At 53.3% G+C, this 16,886-nt stretch carries 15 protein-coding genes and 5 pseudogenes; 9 read left to right on the plus strand and 11 right to left on the minus strand.

The window, feature by feature from the left end:
• The first annotated feature begins 3 nt into the window (after positions 1–3).
• From bamB to ACWWJF_RS18185, 3 genes and pseudogenes are all read left to right on the plus strand, one after another.
• Positions 4–1,185, plus strand: a complete 1,182-nt coding sequence (gene bamB, locus ACWWJF_RS18175) for an outer membrane protein assembly factor BamB (RefSeq protein WP_455870213.1) — start codon at positions 4–6, stop codon at positions 1,183–1,185.
• Between the two features lie 144 nt (positions 1,186–1,329).
• Positions 1,330–2,814 (plus strand): ribosome biogenesis GTPase Der, encoded by a 1,485-nt coding sequence (gene der / locus ACWWJF_RS18180; RefSeq protein WP_455870214.1) that lies wholly within the window; start codon positions 1,330–1,332, stop codon positions 2,812–2,814.
• A 90-nt stretch (positions 2,815–2,904) separates the two neighbouring features.
• A pseudogene (locus ACWWJF_RS18185) lies at positions 2,905–3,759 on the plus strand (AEC family transporter); the annotation flags it as partial.
• 6 nt (positions 3,760–3,765) lie between these two features.
• On the opposite strand, the pseudogene ACWWJF_RS18190 reads toward ACWWJF_RS18185, so the two are convergent.
• Positions 3,766–4,614, minus strand: a pseudogene (locus tag ACWWJF_RS18190) (IS4 family transposase); the annotation flags it as partial.
• Between the two features lie 76 nt (positions 4,615–4,690).
• Here ACWWJF_RS18190 and ACWWJF_RS18195 point away from each other — a divergent pair.
• Positions 4,691–5,859, plus strand: a protein-coding gene (locus tag ACWWJF_RS18195) for an IS3 family transposase (protein WP_455868400.1) whose coding sequence is annotated in 2 segments (ribosomal slippage) — positions 4,691–4,946 and positions 4,946–5,859 — 1,170 coding nt in all. Because the reading frame shifts where the segments join, the coding sequence is not laid out codon by codon here.
• A 220-nt stretch (positions 5,860–6,079) separates the two neighbouring features.
• On the opposite strand, the gene ACWWJF_RS18200 is transcribed toward ACWWJF_RS18195, so the two are convergent.
• Positions 6,080–6,670 (minus strand): BRO-N domain-containing protein, encoded by a 591-nt coding sequence (locus tag ACWWJF_RS18200; RefSeq protein WP_455870215.1) that lies wholly within the window; start codon positions 6,668–6,670, stop codon positions 6,080–6,082.
• A gap of 460 nt (positions 6,671–7,130) precedes the next feature.
• On the opposite strand from ACWWJF_RS18200, the gene ACWWJF_RS18205 reads away from it, so the two are divergent.
• The 3 genes and pseudogenes from ACWWJF_RS18205 to ACWWJF_RS18215 form a co-directional block, all read left to right on the plus strand.
• A complete protein-coding gene (locus tag ACWWJF_RS18205) occupies positions 7,131–7,730 on the plus strand; it encodes a hypothetical protein (protein ID WP_455870216.1) in 600 nt (199 codons plus the stop codon).
• Between the two features lie 127 nt (positions 7,731–7,857).
• A pseudogene (locus tag ACWWJF_RS18210) lies at positions 7,858–8,130 on the plus strand (helix-turn-helix domain-containing protein); the annotation flags it as partial.
• A gap of 91 nt (positions 8,131–8,221) precedes the next feature.
• Positions 8,222–9,027, plus strand: a pseudogene (locus tag ACWWJF_RS18215) (transposase); the annotation flags it as partial.
• A gap of 7 nt (positions 9,028–9,034) precedes the next feature.
• Here ACWWJF_RS18215 and ACWWJF_RS18220 read toward each other — a convergent pair.
• Both ACWWJF_RS18220 and ACWWJF_RS18225 read right to left on the minus strand, forming a co-directional pair.
• A pseudogene (locus ACWWJF_RS18220) lies at positions 9,035–9,792 on the minus strand (IS4 family transposase); the annotation flags it as partial.
• Positions 9,793–9,885: 93 nt separating this feature from the next.
• On the minus strand, positions 9,886–10,476 hold the full coding sequence (locus tag ACWWJF_RS18225; RefSeq protein WP_455870217.1) for a recombinase family protein: 591 nt from the start codon (positions 10,474–10,476) through the stop codon (positions 9,886–9,888).
• Positions 10,477–10,520: 44 nt separating this feature from the next.
• Between ACWWJF_RS18225 and ACWWJF_RS18230 the strand changes: the two genes are divergently transcribed.
• Together ACWWJF_RS18230 and ACWWJF_RS18235 are read left to right on the plus strand one after the other, a co-directional pair.
• Positions 10,521–10,985: a hypothetical protein gene (locus ACWWJF_RS18230; protein ID WP_455870218.1), complete on the plus strand. Its 465-nt coding sequence runs from the start codon at positions 10,521–10,523 to the stop codon at positions 10,983–10,985.
• On the plus strand, positions 10,985–11,527 hold the full coding sequence (locus ACWWJF_RS18235; RefSeq protein ID WP_455871162.1) for a tail fiber assembly protein: 543 nt from the start codon (positions 10,985–10,987) through the stop codon (positions 11,525–11,527). Before ACWWJF_RS18230 ends, ACWWJF_RS18235 begins: the two co-directional genes overlap by 1 nt.
• On the opposite strand, the gene ACWWJF_RS18240 is transcribed toward ACWWJF_RS18235, so the two are convergent.
• From ACWWJF_RS18240 to ACWWJF_RS18270, 7 genes are all read right to left on the minus strand, one after another.
• Positions 11,510–12,679: a tail fiber protein gene (locus tag ACWWJF_RS18240; protein WP_455870219.1), complete on the minus strand. Its 1,170-nt coding sequence runs from the start codon at positions 12,677–12,679 to the stop codon at positions 11,510–11,512. The genes ACWWJF_RS18235 and ACWWJF_RS18240 overlap by 18 nt on opposite strands.
• Before the next feature lie 80 nt (positions 12,680–12,759).
• Positions 12,760–13,326, minus strand: a complete 567-nt coding sequence (locus tag ACWWJF_RS18245; protein WP_455870220.1) for a phage tail protein I — start codon at positions 13,324–13,326, stop codon at positions 12,760–12,762.
• Positions 13,316–14,440, minus strand: coding sequence for a baseplate assembly protein (locus ACWWJF_RS18250; RefSeq protein ID WP_455870221.1), 1,125 nt, complete (start codon positions 14,438–14,440; stop codon positions 13,316–13,318). Before ACWWJF_RS18250 ends, ACWWJF_RS18245 begins: the two co-directional genes overlap by 11 nt.
• Complete coding sequence (locus ACWWJF_RS18255; protein ID WP_455871163.1) at positions 14,431–14,793, minus strand: GPW/gp25 family protein; 363 nt, start codon at positions 14,791–14,793, stop codon at positions 14,431–14,433. The genes ACWWJF_RS18250 and ACWWJF_RS18255 overlap by 10 nt, the downstream gene beginning before the upstream one ends.
• Before the next feature lie 20 nt (positions 14,794–14,813).
• Positions 14,814–15,455, minus strand: a complete 642-nt coding sequence (locus ACWWJF_RS18260) for a phage baseplate assembly protein V (RefSeq protein WP_455870222.1) — start codon at positions 15,453–15,455, stop codon at positions 14,814–14,816.
• Positions 15,452–16,636, minus strand: a complete 1,185-nt coding sequence (locus ACWWJF_RS18265; protein WP_455870223.1) for a phage late control D family protein — start codon at positions 16,634–16,636, stop codon at positions 15,452–15,454. The genes ACWWJF_RS18260 and ACWWJF_RS18265 overlap by 4 nt, the downstream gene beginning before the upstream one ends.
• The gene (locus ACWWJF_RS18270) at positions 16,624–16,866 is read right to left on the minus strand and encodes a tail protein X (protein ID WP_455870224.1); all 243 of its coding nucleotides are present in this window, start codon (positions 16,864–16,866) and stop codon (positions 16,624–16,626) included. Before ACWWJF_RS18270 ends, ACWWJF_RS18265 begins: the two co-directional genes overlap by 13 nt.
• Positions 16,867–16,886 lie beyond the last annotated feature (20 nt).

The raw sequence follows: 16,886 nt of genomic DNA on the forward strand, positions 1-16,886 counted from the left end.
GTCATGCAATTGCGTAAAACACTTGTGGTTGGAATGCTTTCTCTGGCTTTTTTGAGCGGATGTTCGCTGTTTAGCGGTGAAGAAGACGCGGTAACTATGTCGCCGCTGCCCAAGGTTGAGAATCAGTTTACGCCAACCAAAGTTTGGAGCAGTTCTGTGGGGAGCGGCCTTGACGGGCACTACTCCAATTTGCGTCCAGCCTGGCAGGGCGATCGCGTTTTTGCCGCCGACCGTAAAGGTCTGGTGAAGGCGATGGACTTGGCAAACGGCAAAGAGCTGTGGCGTGCCGATCTGTCTACCAAACGTGGGCTACTCTCGTCGCGTGAATCCGCGCTGCTTTCCGGCGGTGTGTCGGTCTCTGGCGATCGTGTCTATGTCGGCAGTGAGCGCGCAGAGGTGTTTGCGCTTAATGCGGCAGACGGTACCCTTGCATGGCAAGCCACGGCAGCGGGTGAAGTATTATCACGCCCGGTGGTGAGTGATGGCGTGGTACTGGTGCACACTAGCAACGGTATGCTGCAAGCGCTAAATGAAAGTGACGGTACCATTAAATGGACCGTAAACCTGGATATCCCGACGCTGTCGCTGCGCGGTGAATCTGCGCCTGCAATCGCGTTTGGTGCTGCTATTGTCGGCGGTGACAATGGTCGTGTAAATGCAGTGCTGATCAACCAGGGGCAACTGATTTGGCAGCAACGCATTTCTCAACCGAGCGGTGCGACCGAAATCGATCGTTTGAACGATGTGGATACGACGCCGGTGGTGGCTGGTGAGCTGGTGTATGCACTCGGCTATAACGGCAACATGACGGCGCTCCATCTGCGCTCTGGCCAGATCGTGTGGAAACGCGAACTGGGCAGCGTGCAGGATTTTGTCATCGATGGCGATCGTATCTACGTCGTGGATCAAAACGATCGCGTGGTCGCTCTCAGCACCAATGGCGGCGTGAATCTGTGGCGACAAAGCGATCTGCTGCACCGTAACCTGACCGGACCGGCGCTGTATAATGGCTATCTGGTGGTGGGGGACTCCGAAGGTTATCTGCACTGGATCAATACTGCGGATGGTCGTTTCGTGGCGCAGCATAAAGTGGACAGTTCCGGTTTCCTTAGCGACCCGGTGGTGGCTAGCGACAAGCTGTTGATTCAGTCCAAGAACGGCGACGTATACGCGTTTATCCGCTAGAGAACAGAATGTATCTGGGCTGCACCGCGCAGACGGGGTGAGCCTTGAAACGGCTCCTGAATGCATCAGGGGCCGTTTCGTCTTTTAAATGTCAGCGAGTCGATTTTCTGTAACATATTGAAATATAATAAATGAGGTTGTGAAATGATACCTGTCGTCGCGCTCGTTGGGCGCCCGAATGTGGGAAAATCTACCCTGTTTAACCGCCTGACGCGTACCCGTGACGCCCTGGTGGCGGATTTTCCTGGGCTGACGCGTGACCGTAAATACGGCTGGGCGGAAGTGGAAGGGCAGGAGTTCATGATCATTGATACCGGTGGTATCGACGGTTCGGAAGAGGGCGTGGAAACCCGTATGGCAGGGCAGTCGCTGCTCGCCATTGAAGAAGCGGATATCGTGCTGTTTATGGTAGATGCGCGCGCCGGCCTGATGCCTGCCGATCTGGGCATCGCACAGCATTTGCGCAGACGCGAGAAAGTCACCTTCCTGGTCGCCAACAAAATTGATGGCGTGGATGCGGATATCGCAATGGCGGATTTCTATTCGCTGGGGCTGGGTGAGGTCTATCCCATGGCAGCTTCCCACGGGCGCGGTGTTACTTCGTTGCTGGAAAACGTGTTGCTGCCTTACGCCAAGCAGGAAGATGAACCGGTTGAACTGACGGAAGAAGAGGCTAACGCTGCCTATTGGGCGGAACAGTTAGGCGAAAATAGCGATGAGCCAGAGGACACCGAAGATGACTTCGATCCGGAAAGTATGCCCATTAAACTGGCTATCGTCGGTCGCCCCAATGTGGGCAAGTCCACCCTGACCAACCGTATTCTGGGCGAAGACCGTGTGGTGGTGTATGACATGCCGGGCACCACCCGCGACAGCATTTACATTCCGATGGAACGCGATGGCCGCGAGTATGTGCTGATCGACACCGCTGGCGTACGTAAACGTGGCAAGGTCAAGGAAACCGTCGAAAAATTCTCGGTGATCAAAACGCTGCAAGCGATCGAAGATGCCAACGTGGTACTTCTGGTTATCGATGCGCGCGACGGCATTTCCGATCAGGATCTCTCGCTGTTGGGCTTTATTCTTAATGCGGGACGTTCGCTGGTTATCGCGGTGAACAAATGGGATGGGCTGTCGCAAGAGATCAAAGAGCAGGTGAAAGACATGCTCGACTTACGTCTCGGGTTCATCGATTTTGCGCGCGTGCATTTTATCTCTGCGCTGCATGGCAGCGGCGTCGGTAACTTGTTTGAGTCGGTGCACGAAGCGTATACCTGCGCTACCAAGCGTGTGAACACCTCACTGTTGACGCGTATCATGCAGATGGCCGTTGACGATCACCAGCCGCCGCTGGTTCAGGGCCGCCGCGTGAAGCTGAAATACGCTCACGCCGGGGGGTACAACCCGCCGATTGTGGTGATCCACGGCAATCAGGTTAAAGATCTGCCGGATTCCTACAAACGCTATCTGATGAACTACTACCGTCGTTCGCTGAACGTGATGGGCACGCCGATTCGCATTCAGTTCAAAGAGGGGGAAAACCCCTTTGCCGAGAAGCGCAATACTCTCACGCCCAATCAGTTGCGTAAGCGTAAGCGCTTGATGCAGCACATCAAGAAAGGCAAGTAATTAGAATGGGGCGGAATCGATGATCCGCCCCATTTTTATTATGGCCTTTGAATCAGCAATGGCCGTCAACCCTGTGTGAAAGTGTACGTTATGTCTTGGGAAACCTGGAGTTTTGCCTTTAATGTCACCATGCCTAACTTGTTAATCCTGTTGATTGGCATGGGGCTGCGCCGTTTGGGGCAGCTGGATGACGCCTTTTGCGATTCGGCAATGAAGTTGGTGTTTAATCTGGCGCTGCCCTTTCTGCTGTTTTTCAGCGTGGCGACCAGTCAACAGTCAATTGCCATGCATCTCCCGATGATCCTCTATGGTGCCGTAGGTACCGTAACCACGTTTTTATTGCTCGAGTATGCGGCTGTTTATCTGGTGAAAGATCCCCGTGAGCGCGGTATTTTTGTTCAGGGAGGTTTTCGATCCAACACTGGCATTATGGGTTTGGCGTTTGCGGTACGCGCTTATGGTGAGCAGGGGATTGCGGTCGGCTCGCTCTACCTGACGGTCACTGTTATCTTGTTCAACGTGCTGTCCGTGATCACCCTAACGCGCAGTATACGGCGGGGGCAGGATGGCGGCCGCGTCAGCAAGAAAGCGCTGTTAACCAGCATTGCGACCAATCCGCTGATTATTGGGCTGTTACTGGGAGTGGGCTATTCTCAGTCTGGCTTGGCACTGCCCGACGTGGTGCGACAAACGGGTCAGCAGATCTCCGGGCTGGCGCTGCCATTGGCATTGCTGTGTGCCGGGGCGAGTCTTGATTTTAAAACCATGTTGCGCACCAGTAACGTCGCGGCGCTCTCCACCGTTGCCAAACTGGTGGTGGTGCCAGGCCTGCTGACGCTCGGTGGCTGGCTGGTAGGCTTTCGCGGTGTGCAGTTGGGGATCATTTTTCTCTTTGCCTCGACCCCGACGGCGGCAGGCAGCTATGCCATGACACGGGCTATGGGCACCTCGTTATACACATCTCTGTTCGTGCCTGAGCGCGCGTAGCGTTTCGGCGGCCGTCATGACTTTCTGCAAGCCTTTCCAGATAGTTTTTGCGCCTGGTTCACCGTCGCCTTTTCGAGCAAGAAAGCCTCCGAGTTGCGCAACTAAGCGCAATACTTCGTTTAGCTTAGGGCGGCCCTTGGGCATACGCTTGTTCATCAGTAGGTAAGCTCCATGAGTCTCGTCGGAATCAAAGAACAACATTGCGTCCAGCTCTGGACAGGTTCGTCCCATACGCATTAAATAGGCGATGCGCCATGCCACGATCATGAACAGCGCCAATGCCCGCTCAATGCGATCCACGGTCGATAACTGTAACGCTTCGACACAGCAGCCGTTCTTCAGCACATTGAAGAACATCTCGATTTCCCATCTAGCCCGATACCAGTCGATCAGCTCCACGATATCTTCTCGTCCTTCAGGTACGCGATTGCTCAGCAACCGCCACTCGACCGGCTTCACGCCTGCTGGCGGCTCAATTTCCTTGGCTATCACACAAGTCACTGCCAACCCGCAACGCAGCGACACTCGCTTCACGCGCAGCGCCTGTTTCACCGTACGCGCCTTCTGCCCCGCGCGAGCCGCCATAACGAATTGGATTTCTCCCACCGGCACGGTCTTTCCAACCTTCTGCCAAAGCTTCTCATTACAGTCTAGACTGCGATTATGAGTCGAGCGGATCAACCAGTCAGCCGGAGTGCCAAGGTCATCAGCGAGCTGCATCAACGCCTTGATATCCGCTTCGCGATCGGCTAAGTACACCAGACGTGTGTTTGGCAACTCCGAGGCGAGTTCAGCAACTTGCTCGTATCCCTCGAGTGTAGTGGCACACTGATACTGGCCACCTGATCGGAGGTGATATGCTCACCTCATCAACACGACAGGTGACCTCATGGGTAAACATTTTACGGCGGAATTTAAGCTCGAAGCCGCAAAGCTGGTTGTCGACCACGGCTACACATACGTTAAGGCCGCAGAGGCGGTTAATGTCAGCCATTCTGCCATTAGTCGCTGGGTCAATAAGCTTCGCCTTGAACGACAGGGAAAAACGCCAACGGGACTTCCTCTTACCCCTGAACAGCTCGAGCTGCGTGAGATGAAGAAAAAAGTCCAATGCCTTGAAATGGAGAACGAAATCCTAAAAAAGGCTACGGCGCTCTTAATGTCGGACTCACTCAACGGTTCACGGTAGTCGACAGGCTGAGGGCGCGATACCCGGTCACGGCGTTGTGCCAAACTTTTGAGGTACATCGCAGCAGCTACAGGCACTGGCAGGCTTCCGCTAATGAACCCGACGGTGAGCGCGTGGTTAAGTGTAGTCGCGTCATGGAAGCCTGGAACGCCAGCGGTGGCTCTGCCGGCGCTCGAAGTATCGCGACCATCGTCACCGGCAGCTCTGGTGTCAAAATGGGGCGCTGGCTGGCTGGCAAGCTGATGAAGGAGCTGGGTATCGCCAGCTGCCAGCGACCGGCTCACAAATACAAACGCGGCGGCAATGAACACGTTGAAATACCGAACTATCTCAACCGCCAGTTCGCGGTTACCGCGCCGGATCAGGTCTGGTGCGGCGATGTGACCTACATCTGGACGGGCAAATGCTGGGCTTACCTTGCGGTGGTGCTAGACCTGTTCGCCCGCAAACCGGTGGGCTGGGCCATGTCGACGTCGCCGGACTCGGCGCTGACAGTTAAAGCGTTGCAGATGGCCTGGGAACTCCGGGGACAACCAACAGGAGTCATGTTCCACAGCGACCAGGGCAGCCACTATACCAGCCGTCAATACCGGCAAGCCCTGTGGCGCTGCCGGATAAAGCAGAGTATGAGTCGGCGGGGTAACTGCTGGGATAATGCGCCAATGGAGCGGTTCTTCCGCAGCCTGAAGACAGAATGGGTGCCGACAAAGGGTTACAACAGCTTCAGCGAAGCCCAGGACGCGATTATCCGCTACATCACGGGGTATTACAGCGCTATCCGGCCTCACTGGTATAACGGCGGCTTAACTCCAAACGAATCTGAGCGACTGTTCTACATACAGTCTAATGCGGTGGCCAATATTAGTTGACCACTACATCCTCACGATGACGCAGGATGCGGCGCATGGTCTGCTTCTCGGCGTCGAAGATGGCCTCTTTAAGCCATATCGTTATACACATCTTTTGGCCATTTTTTGAACAGGATGCTCAGAACCCCGTGAATTAAGGCATTCAAGCCATCCCATTGGCTTTTTGAGGTTCAAAATGCCACTCTGAGATAAACCCGTAACTCATTGATTAAACAGTGCGTTAGAAAGATGTGTATAACGATATGTCTTTAAGCTGGTTGGTAATGCTGTAGATACGGCGGCACTCTTCGGCCAGCAGGGGGAGTTGCCGGACTTCAAAGTGTTGAGGGGAGGGTACGCCCGTTACGCGGCGCAGGGCGTACCATATGGCGCTCCTCCATGCCCGGTCGAAGTTGAAGCCGTTCGCCATGCTCCAGACCAGATGGGTCAGGCAACGAGTATCATCATCGTTGAACAGTTCGGCGGCTTGGGGTTGGTATTGTGGGATCTTGGTTTCTTTGTCGAGGATATCCAATACCCATTTACGGAACTCTTTGGCGATCGGCGTGTTGGCGAACATCGCAATCAGGTGAGCGCCGCGCAGGGAGAAGATGCGAGTGTTTTGCATATCGCCATTGGCGTCAGGCAACTTAATTACCGCAGTCATCTGAGTTGTAAATTCGTCTTTGTTTCTGTTAAAAATTTTGGTTACTGCTGTTTTGGGGTTCGCGTATTTCAAGGCTAACCCAATTTGGGTTGACCTCAGCCAGATAGATTGCTCACGGTGAATAATTTCAAGCTGAGCGTTATGGAATGAAATATGGTTCTTCATTGCTAGACTCCTTGTGTGTATTAGGAGCCGTCACGCCGGTGGTATACGGTTGGTGACGACCTGTACGGGGATACCACTACCGGACACAAGTAACCGGCCTGATCGAAATCAGCCCCGCACAGGCCGTCATAGAAGATTGCAGGCAATAAAAAAGCGCCATGCAATTTTTTAATCGGGCGCTGTGCGCCTTGCGTCATGCGGGGTGGTATTCCCGGCACCTGAATTTGCAGATGCAGAGCGACTATAGCGCATGGGTTATCCTTGCGTCAATGCTATTTTGGGATTTCAAGGACGTTAGCTTTTTGAATCGAGGCATGTTTGTGGGTATTTTATAAAATGTATAAATTGAAATTTTGAGAACATAATATCGCGAAAAATAAGGTGAAAAATAGATATCAGTATATATTATGCAAATGCATAATATATACAGCAGTGGTAATTAGATTGGTCGGAGGATGATATGAATATTAAGGATTATATTTCTGCATATGCTTTCAAAGATGTTGAAGCAGCATATCGATTGGCGATAGAGGATAAAAAGCATTTAGAGTTCGCGCAACGTCTCATAGTCGTAAGAATGAGCCATGAAAACCCAGTTAGCTCGCAATACTGCAGATATAAACAGTTAAATGATAATTTGATTCTAATACATAGCTGTCGTCATTACCCTGTTCAGGAAAATAAAGTTGTCGCAGTAAATGTAATAAATAAAGTAGCAGTAGATTTGAAATCAAATCAGGATGTTGTTAAGTTCCAGCTGGAACAGCTTCCAGGTGTTTTAAAACAATTCCTGGAGTCAAATAATGCAACGTGCGTTCATGAAGAACATCCAGTGCGTCGAATTGTTACATTACTATCAGGAATTACGTATTCTGAATCACAAGATGTCAGTTATAAAGCGAGAAGTTTTTTAGAAGAAACTATAAATGGAAAGACATTTAAATCCTTTGGTAATGAGATAAACATAGGGAGTTTTGATTTTAATCTACTAAAAAAACATGTTAACAGAATCAGTGAGTGGATTGCTACCATAAGTGAACCAATAGATATTGCAGATTGAATTGGGCTTTGTTGAATAAATCAAATGTATTAGTCGCGACTTGATCTGACACTGGACCTTGAAAGGTTGAGAGTTACCGGTTTTGATATGGGTGTCGAATCCTTATACAAAACACGAGGTAACTCTCATGCTTCATACTAACAATCCCATCATCAAACACAAAGCCGGCCTGCTCAATCTCGCCGAAGAACTCGGTAACGTATCAAAAGCCTGTAAAATCATGGGTGTGTCACGCGACACGTTTTATAGCTATCAGGAACTGGCGGCAGAAGGCGGCATTGACGCTCTGGTTAACCAAAACCGCCGGGTTCCCAACCTGAAAAACCGTGCTGATGAAGCCACTGAACGTGCGGTTGTTGATTACGCCATTGAGTTCCCGGCTCATGGCCAGCACCGGACCTGATGTAGCCCCCTGTAACACCAGACAGTAGCTGTATCTCCAGATAAGAGATAGGCTTAGATATATGTCTAACAATCATGCTAATTTTGAAATGACCGGGATCCTGTTAGGGCAAGAAGTCCGTAAGCGTAAAACTCCGCAAGAGAAAATCGCCATCATTCAGCAGACAATGGAGCCGGGGATGAACGTCTCCCATGTAGCCCGCCTGCATGGCATCCAGCCCAGCCTTTTGTTTAAGTGGAAGAAGTAATACCAGGAAGGAAGCCTCACCGCCGTTGCGGCCGGAGAAGAAGTGGTTCCAGCTTCGGCGCTGGCGACTGCCCTCAAGCAGGTCCGGGAGCTACAGCGCCTTCTGGGTAAGAAGACGATGGAAGTTGAGATCCTCAAAGAAGCAGTGGAGTACCGCCAGTCGCGAAAATGGATAGCGCATGCGCCCTTGTTGCCAAAGGACGGGGAATAGCTCTGGTCAGCCGCGCCATGAGCGTGTCGCGTGCGCAGCTGTCACTGCGGGTTAACCGTTCTGCCGACTGGCTGGACAGGCGCAGCAACCGGCGTAATGACGAAGCTGATGCTGAGATATTATCGGACATCCTCCGTATCATCAGCGACATGCCCAGTTACGGTTACCGCCGAGTGTGGGGTATCCTGCGTAAGCAACGTCGTGCAGAGGGACTTCCACCGGTGAACGCCAAACGGCTTTACAGGATAATGAGCGAGCATAACCTGCTGTTGTTGCATGATAAAACTGAACGTCCGAAGCGGGAGCATAAAGGCAAAATCGCGGTAGCAGAGAGCGATATGCGCTGGTGCTCAGATGGCTTCGAGTTCGGTTGTGACAACGGCGAGAAGCTGCGGGTGACGTTCGCACTGGACTGCTGCGACCGGGAGGCCATAGACCACCTCGTTATACACATCTCTGTTCGTGCCTGAGCGCGCGTAGCGTTTCGGCGGCCGTCATGACTTTCTGCAAGCCTTTCCAGATAGTTTTGCGCCTGGTTCACCGTCGCCTTTTCGAGCAAGAAAGCCTCCCAGTTGCGCAACTAAGCGCAATACTTCGTTTAGCTTAGGGCGGCCCTTGGGCATACGCTTGTTCATCAGTAGGTAAGCGCCATGAGTCTCGTCGGAATCAAAGAACAACATTGCGTCCAGCTCTGGACAGGTTCGTCCCATACGCATTAAATAGGCGATGCGCCATGCCACGATCATGAACAGCGCCAATGCCCGCTCAATGCGATCCACGGTCGATAACTGTAACGCTTCGACACAGCAGCCGTTCTTCAGCACATTGAAGAACATCTCGATTTCCCATCTAGCCCGATACCAGTCGATCAGCTCCACGATATCTTCTCGTCCTTCAGGTACGCGATTGCTCAGCAACCGCCACTCGACCGGCTTCACGCCTGCTGGCGGCTCAATTTCCTTGGCTATCACACAAGTCACTGCCAACCCGCAACGCAGCGACACTCGCTTCACGCGCAGCGCCTGTTTCACCGTACGCGCCTTCTGCCCCGCGCGAGCCGCCATAACGAATTGGATTTCTCCCACCGGCACGGTCTTTCCAACCTTCTGCCAAAGCTTCTCATTACAGTCCAGACTGCGATTATGAGTCGAGCGGATCAACCAGTCAGCCGGAGTGCCAAGGTCATCAGCGAGCTGCATCAACGCCTTGATGATGCGGCGTGCGGTATTTGAAGCCAAAACGTGCGATAAATGGCAGGCTACTTTTCTTTCCATCAGTGCAACGAAATTACACTGTCATTTTTCATCAGAGGCACTTTGGTCTGTTTGAGTGGTACGATCAACGGGACAATATTTGTAGATGCTGGTCAATGAAACACCATACAGTAATGCAAGCTGTTTTCTGCTATGACCATTCGCCAATAATTTTTGAGCTTCCTGTTGCTGTGCAAAAGATAGCGACTGAGGTCTGCCGCCAATACGTCCCCTAATTCTTGCTGCTGCTAAACCTGCCTTAGTACGCTCAACAATCAGTTCTCGCTCCATCTGTGCCAACGCGCTCATCACATGAAAGAAAAAACGGCCAGCGGACGTAGAGGTATCAATGGCATCCGTCAAACTATGAAAATGAATGCCTTCATCTTCCAGTTTGGATATTAAAGTAATCAAATGTTTAATGCTGCGACCCAGTCTATCCAACTTCCAGACGACTAAGGTGTCACCCGATTTCAGTGCATTTAACGCGCGTTTTAATCCGGGTCTCTGGTCTGTTTTTCCGCTGATTTTATCCTCAAAAATCAGCTCACAATTTGTACAAATGAGTGATTTTCGCTGTAAATCGGTGTTTTGGTCATTTTTTGACACCCTCATATAGCCTATTTTTGCCATTTTAGCCTCTTATTCTCCCTCTGAAAGCCTTGTCATCGCTGGTTTTGGGCAAAATATTAGCTAAATTCCCGATTTTAGAAAACCTTGGTTTGTTGGAAACGGTAGATTGTGCAAAAAATGCACTGGATAAACGTACCGGCGGAACGGTCAATGGAGGGGTCACATTAGGGCAAAATTTGACCATTTCATGGGGAGGTAGAACCGCCACTTATCAAGAGAATGGCGACATTCATGGGCCATTCTGGGGTGGGCATCTCAGCGGCTGGGTGGATAACAGAGTCAATGGTCGCGCTACCTGGGATTATGTCAATACTACGTTCGTAAAAGATATTCGATTGGGCCATATGCAGGAGATTCAGATATGGCGAGGCACGGGTTATCGTGATGAACCTCATTATGTAATAACCGGCGTGTATAACGGAAACGTTGATACCTATGTGGATTATGTTCAGCGCCGGATCTTACAGAAAAACGTTAATGGTAACTGGATAAATGTGTGGTTTATGTGATGAAAAATATTAAAAATTTCAAACGCTACCATCCTGACTCTGTTGATAAAAAATGGCTAGAACACGCTGTCGGGGCGATTTTCCTTATCTCGGAAGATGGTCAGGACTGGTATGCGTGCCAGAAAAGCTTTCAGCCCGATACGATGAAAGTCGAGTATGAAGCCGACGGAGTTATACGCTCGATGGGCTACGATATCAGCGGTTTCTGTCCCGAAGGATGCAGCATAGCAGAAGTATTAGCATGGCCTCAGGAGGCCGCCCCTAACCGAAAATGGTGTTTTATCGATGGTGAGGTTGTTCCACGCATTTATACAGCAGATGAACTCAGGGAGCAAGCGACCCATAAACGAGACTATCTGCTTGAACAGGGAGCAAAAATTATAGCCCCGCTTCAGGACGCCGTAGACCTCGACATGGCGACAGACACCGAAAAAGTGGCGCTACTGGCGTGGAAAAAATACCGAGTGCTGCTTAATCGGCTCGATATCAGCAACGCGCCAGATATCGCTTGGCCAGATCCTCCTTCAGAAACCAATGGCTAGAGCGACAGTTTCAAGACCATTATCCACCGTCACTCTGACTGTCGCGTTATCGACCAGATGGGCTGACTGGGACTGCTCATCGGCCCAGAAGTTTATCGCCGCGCCAGCATAGCCGATACAGAACAATCCTGTGGTGGGAAACTTTATGGGCAGCGGGAAATCGTATGTTCCTGACCCTTTGTCTTTTCCGTATCTCGCCCACTGGATAATTAACCCCGTATCCCCGCATTTCCACCATCCGTTGACCTCGCGCTTCGCCGTATTCGGTTGGCCGTAGGCCCCTTTGGGCTGGAAGGTATTTCTCAGGTAAACGTTCAGCCATTGATTGCCCCACATGCTACCGTAGATATTGCCGTCATGGGCTATCCTTGCAGCTCCGGCATACACGGAAGAAGGGGCACGAAAACCACCGTCTTTATGGAAAACGTACTCACCACCACCGTCACTGCCGTTGTTCAGTCGAACACCATCACCGCCCTTGTCTTTGTAGAGCCACATGCGAACGCTACCATCCTGATTATGAATACCCAGATGCTTGCGATCATCTCCCTTCAGTGAGAGTACACCACCCTGTGAAATAATGTCGCCATTGACCGTTCCGCCAGTCCGTTTATCCAGCGCATTTTTTGCACAATCTACCGTGTCCAACAAACCAAGGTTTTTTATAAATTGATTTTTGTCCGGGATGTCGGCGCCGTTGTCATTTTTTGCCAGTTTCTGACTCAACAGTTGCATGACGTTTTCAGCAAATTTGGGGTTATTGCTAATCGCTTGCGCCAGCTTGTTCAGCGTATCTAAATCTGATGGCGCATGGTCGACCACCGCATTCAGCCTGTCATTGACAATTTTCACTGCTTTGGGGGTCGCGGCTTCCGTTTCACTGTTGCTCTGATTCGCATTGCTGAGCTTGACGAAACCTTTTTCACTTACGCTCGCATCCGGGTGGTTTCGGGAGCGCGTATGCGCAGTCAACGCCGCTTCGGCCTCTTTTAATTGCTGCTTTAACCAGACGGTGCGATTCGCCAGTTCACGCGCGGGTCGGTTGGTGATGCCCTCTGGCCCACCCAATACCGGGTCGGAGGTCTCTATCTGGTAGATACCGTCCGCCCATTCGGCCTGTTCTTTTAAATAGCTCATGTCTTTTTTCTCCATCGTGCTTATTCCATCATGGGCGGATTGTTGGTCACAGTGTAGTCTTTTTTCGTGTATATATTAACTGTTTTTGCATACTTTTAACTGCTGCCATGATTATAGTGTCCGTTGTAAGTTGCCTGTGCGTTATAGCGCAACGGCACCGCCGTATAATCCAGCGCCACCAGTTCGCTTCTCGCCGGCGCAAAGGCCGCCAGCGTCTCGCGTAATTTGGCCGCCTGGTCGTTGGTGATCAAGGTATTGAGCACCACCCGGTACAGCGCCCAGTGCGTTTCGCTATCGGGGTAATCTTTCGCCTGTTCAGGTTTAAGGGCCGCTACCCCTTCGGTTATCGTCACCTCCCCAAACCCCAGTGCCCGTATCATGGCGCGAATCGACCAGGGGGTGCCTTTATGGCGATGCAGCGTGATGGCGGATTTCAGCATCGCCCGGCGGGCATCATCCGATTCTGCCAGAGACCAGCCATTGATCCCGGTTAACGCCAGCTGCTCTGCCAACCAGGGCAAGGCCGACGCCTCGGTCATATCCAGCAGATAAACCAGCAGCGGCGTCAGGTCAATTTGCTGTAACCGTGCAGCCTGCGCCGCCAGCGCCTGAAAATGTTTCTCTGCCGCCAGCAAGGGCGGTAGCAGGCTGTTATCGGTCATCGCTGCTCTCCGTGCCCAGGGTTAACTTAATGTCGCTACAATGCGCCCATTGCTGCGCTGCCAGTACCGTCGGCTCAAGGGTAGTGAAACTCGTGAGCTGCACCCGGTAAACGCCGTGAACCGAAAGTGCCGCGATAATCTGGCTGGGCACAATATCCCGTCCCAGCTGTTTAGCCTGGCGGGCCACATACTGCTCAGCGGCCTGCCGCGCCTGTTTCAGTACCGGCTCCCCCGGCTGGCTGGCATAACAGGTCAGCTGTGCGGTAATGGTATAGTCAACCTTTTCAGGGGCCAGCACCTGCACCGTATCGTTCAGCGGGCGCACCCGCTCTTCCGAGCACAGGGCCGTCACCAGGCTGAGCACCGTCTTGTCCGGCAGCCCGCTGGTCAGCAGCGGATACAGATTGACCGTGCCGGGTTTCGGTCGGGTCACCGCCACATCGCAAATCCCCGGATGCGCACTCATGGCATGAAAACGATAGGCTTCACGGGAACCGGCGGTACTGAAGGACGCCGGAGCCAGACGAATACGGTTGCGTAAATGCTCATCGTCTTCAGCGTCTGAGCCGCCTTCGCTTGGCGTGGTATTGGTCACCTGGATATCCCCGTCATCGATGGCCTCCATCAGGGTACTGATTTGCGCCGGTTGCCAGCCGTTCCCTTGTATACCCGCTTCGCTGCAGGTCGCACTCACCGTCACCGTGGAGGCTGTTGGTGTTAACCTGACTTCGCTGTCGGTGGTAAATAGCAGGCTGTCCGTGGCGCTGAGCCGTGTGCCGGCTGGTATCGGTATCGTCACCGAGGGCGGGGCCGCCAGTGAAAATTGCACCGTGGTGCGTGCCGGTTGCGCCGGGAGACGGTAAACGCCGACCAGCTCGGCCAGATAGTCCAGCATCGGCGCACGGGCAAAGGCCACCAGGTTTTGTTCGGCGGCGGATTGAATGGCACTGCGCACCAGGGTTTCCCGGTAGGCGAACAGGTCAATCAATAGCCGCTCAGCCTGCGCCGGCCACAGGGTTTTACCGCTGGCCGCTTCATAGGCAGCAATCATCTCGCGGGTAATGGCTTGGGCGTCTGCGTTCACAAACTGCGGCTTCTCGAGGGTTAACGCCATGCCACCTCCGTTTGTTGGTGAGCCTGACGGCCTGGCAGTCGCCAGCGCAGCAGGAGATTAACCCGCTCACCCTGCGCAGCCAGCGTGACCTGATGTAATTCGCATCGGGGCTCCCAGCGTCTGATGGCCTCCACCGTTTCCCGCACCACATGCGGCAAGGCCCGTTCTACTGGCATATCTAAATAGCGGTGCAGGTCACTGCCAAAATCCGGTCGATGCGGGTCACTGCCTTTTGGAGTGCCTAAAATCAGTCTTAGACACTGCTGAATATCCTCGACGCCACTGACCCGTTCACCCGACGCATGCAACGCAGGTTGCCAGTCTGCGCTGCTGAGAACTGTCATTGTGTTCATCATGAGAGTTCCTCCCTTGCTTATAACGGCTTGCCGGTAGGCTTACCGTCATGCCCGTTACTGTGTTGGTGGTTTTGTAGCGACACCCGACCCGCCTGGATATCACCGCTGGCCTGGAGCGTGCCGTCAATGATGGCGGCCGCGCCACTGCCGCCCGAACCGCTCATGCCGCCCTGGTAAGTCAGTCGCTTTTGCACCGTCAGGTTGCCCGTTGTGACGGTGTCAGGCGCATCCAGCAGCAAGGTGTGACTTGCCTTCACCGTCGCATTTTGCGTCTGAATGAGCACGGTGGCCTGGGTGGTCAGCGTCAGGGTCTGTATCTTGCCCCCGATAGTCATCGCGTGGTTTTTTCGGTCATACTCGACAAAAGTCCCGTCGGCAAAATCCACCCGCCGTTTATCGCGGTTCGCCACCGCCGAGCGGTCTACCTCGGAATACACCGCCCCTAACACCACGCCGTCATCGCCGTCAGCATCCAGCAGCAGACTCACCTGCTCACCTAAATCCGGTAGCCCGTAATCCTTGTTATTCTGGGTATTGCGTTGCAATACCGGCAGCCAGGCGGTGCGCAGGTTATCACAGGTCGGCAGCCGTACCCGAACACGGACGTTTTGCTCATCAATCTGGCTCACGGTACCGAACATCAATTGCAGTCCTTTCATGGTGGTGTTTCTCCGCGTATCGTCTCTTTTTCACTCAGCAGACCCACGCTGCCATCGCCTTTCACCCCTATCACCTGTGGGGTCGCCGACGTATCCGCGCGAGCTGTTTTCCTGTTCATGCGCGCCATCGGCCCCTGGCCCAGGGTGAGTTCACAGCTGTAACCGCTTTGGCGCGACAGGGCATGGCGAACTTCAGTCATCAGCCATACCCCGGACAGGCGACCAAAATCGGCCAGGCGCACGGTTAACCCGGCTCGATACGCCGTATTGCCCGCCAGCGCTACCGTCGCCACCCGTTGATATTCATTATGCCGGTTCAGGCCCGCGCACACCTTGGCGGTCGCTTCTTCCCGGCTCCGTGCCCGGCTGTGCAGTCTTAAGGTATCGGCGCTGGTTGAACGTCCCTGTTTTTGAGGTGCCGTTTCTCGCGCCACGTCGCCTATCGTGCCATCGGCCTTGATACCGACCGTGACCAGTTGTTTGCGCTGGCTGTCCTGGTATTTCACCTTGCCTTGTTGGTAGATACGGTTAAGCGTATCGCGCAGGCTGTAATGGCTGACGGCTTGCGGGGTAATGACGTTAACTGGCGAGGCTTCTCGCAATCTGACGCGCTCAGAAAAAATCAGCCTGCTCGGCGTGACTTTAACGATATAGCCGTACTCCTCCGCCAGACGGCGCAAAAAAGCCAGATCGGTTTCATGTTGTTGTGTCACACGATCAAGGGGCAGTGGCGCAATATGGCCTTCCAGTGTCAGGTGGTGTTTTTGTGCAATCCGCCGGGCGATGGCCGCCAGGCTGGTCTGCTCAAACGCCCGGTAGCTCCGGGTGCGCAACGCAGTGGTCACCGAGGCGGATAACCCACGCAGCGACACCGTATCTGGCGGGCCACTGAGTTCTATTTCATCAATCGAAAAGGTGCCACAGGGACGTAATGGCGCGCCGACCCTGCCGAGCGCCAATGAGAGCGTGTCGCCTTTACCCGGATACCAGGCCCCACGCCAGCGCCCGGCACTGTCTTCCAGCTCCACCGTCAGCTCATCAGACTGGCCACTGAGCTGATCGGTAAAGCGGATCCCGAGCACGTCCGGGGTGATATCGTGCGTGATGTCCTTTTGGCCATAATGCAGGGTCCAGGTCGGGGTTGGTACCGCCTGTTGTCTTTGTGTCGTTAACGACACCATGGCGGCGTCTCCTCAACGGTGTCCTGCGCGTTAATCAGCGGGATAGCCAGGGTGATGCCGGCAGGCAACACCGGTGTAATGGGGATATCAGGATTGGCGGCAATGATCCGCACATAGCCCAATGCGTCACCGTAATAGTGGGCGGCCAGCGCATCCCAGCGCTCGCCCTCACGGGTAATATGCTGCCAGGCGCCCTGGCTGTGTGCTTTTTCATGTTGACTTACAGACATTGTTCTTCCTCCAGGTATCA

The organism is Symbiopectobacterium sp. Eva_TO, assembly GCF_053848865.1.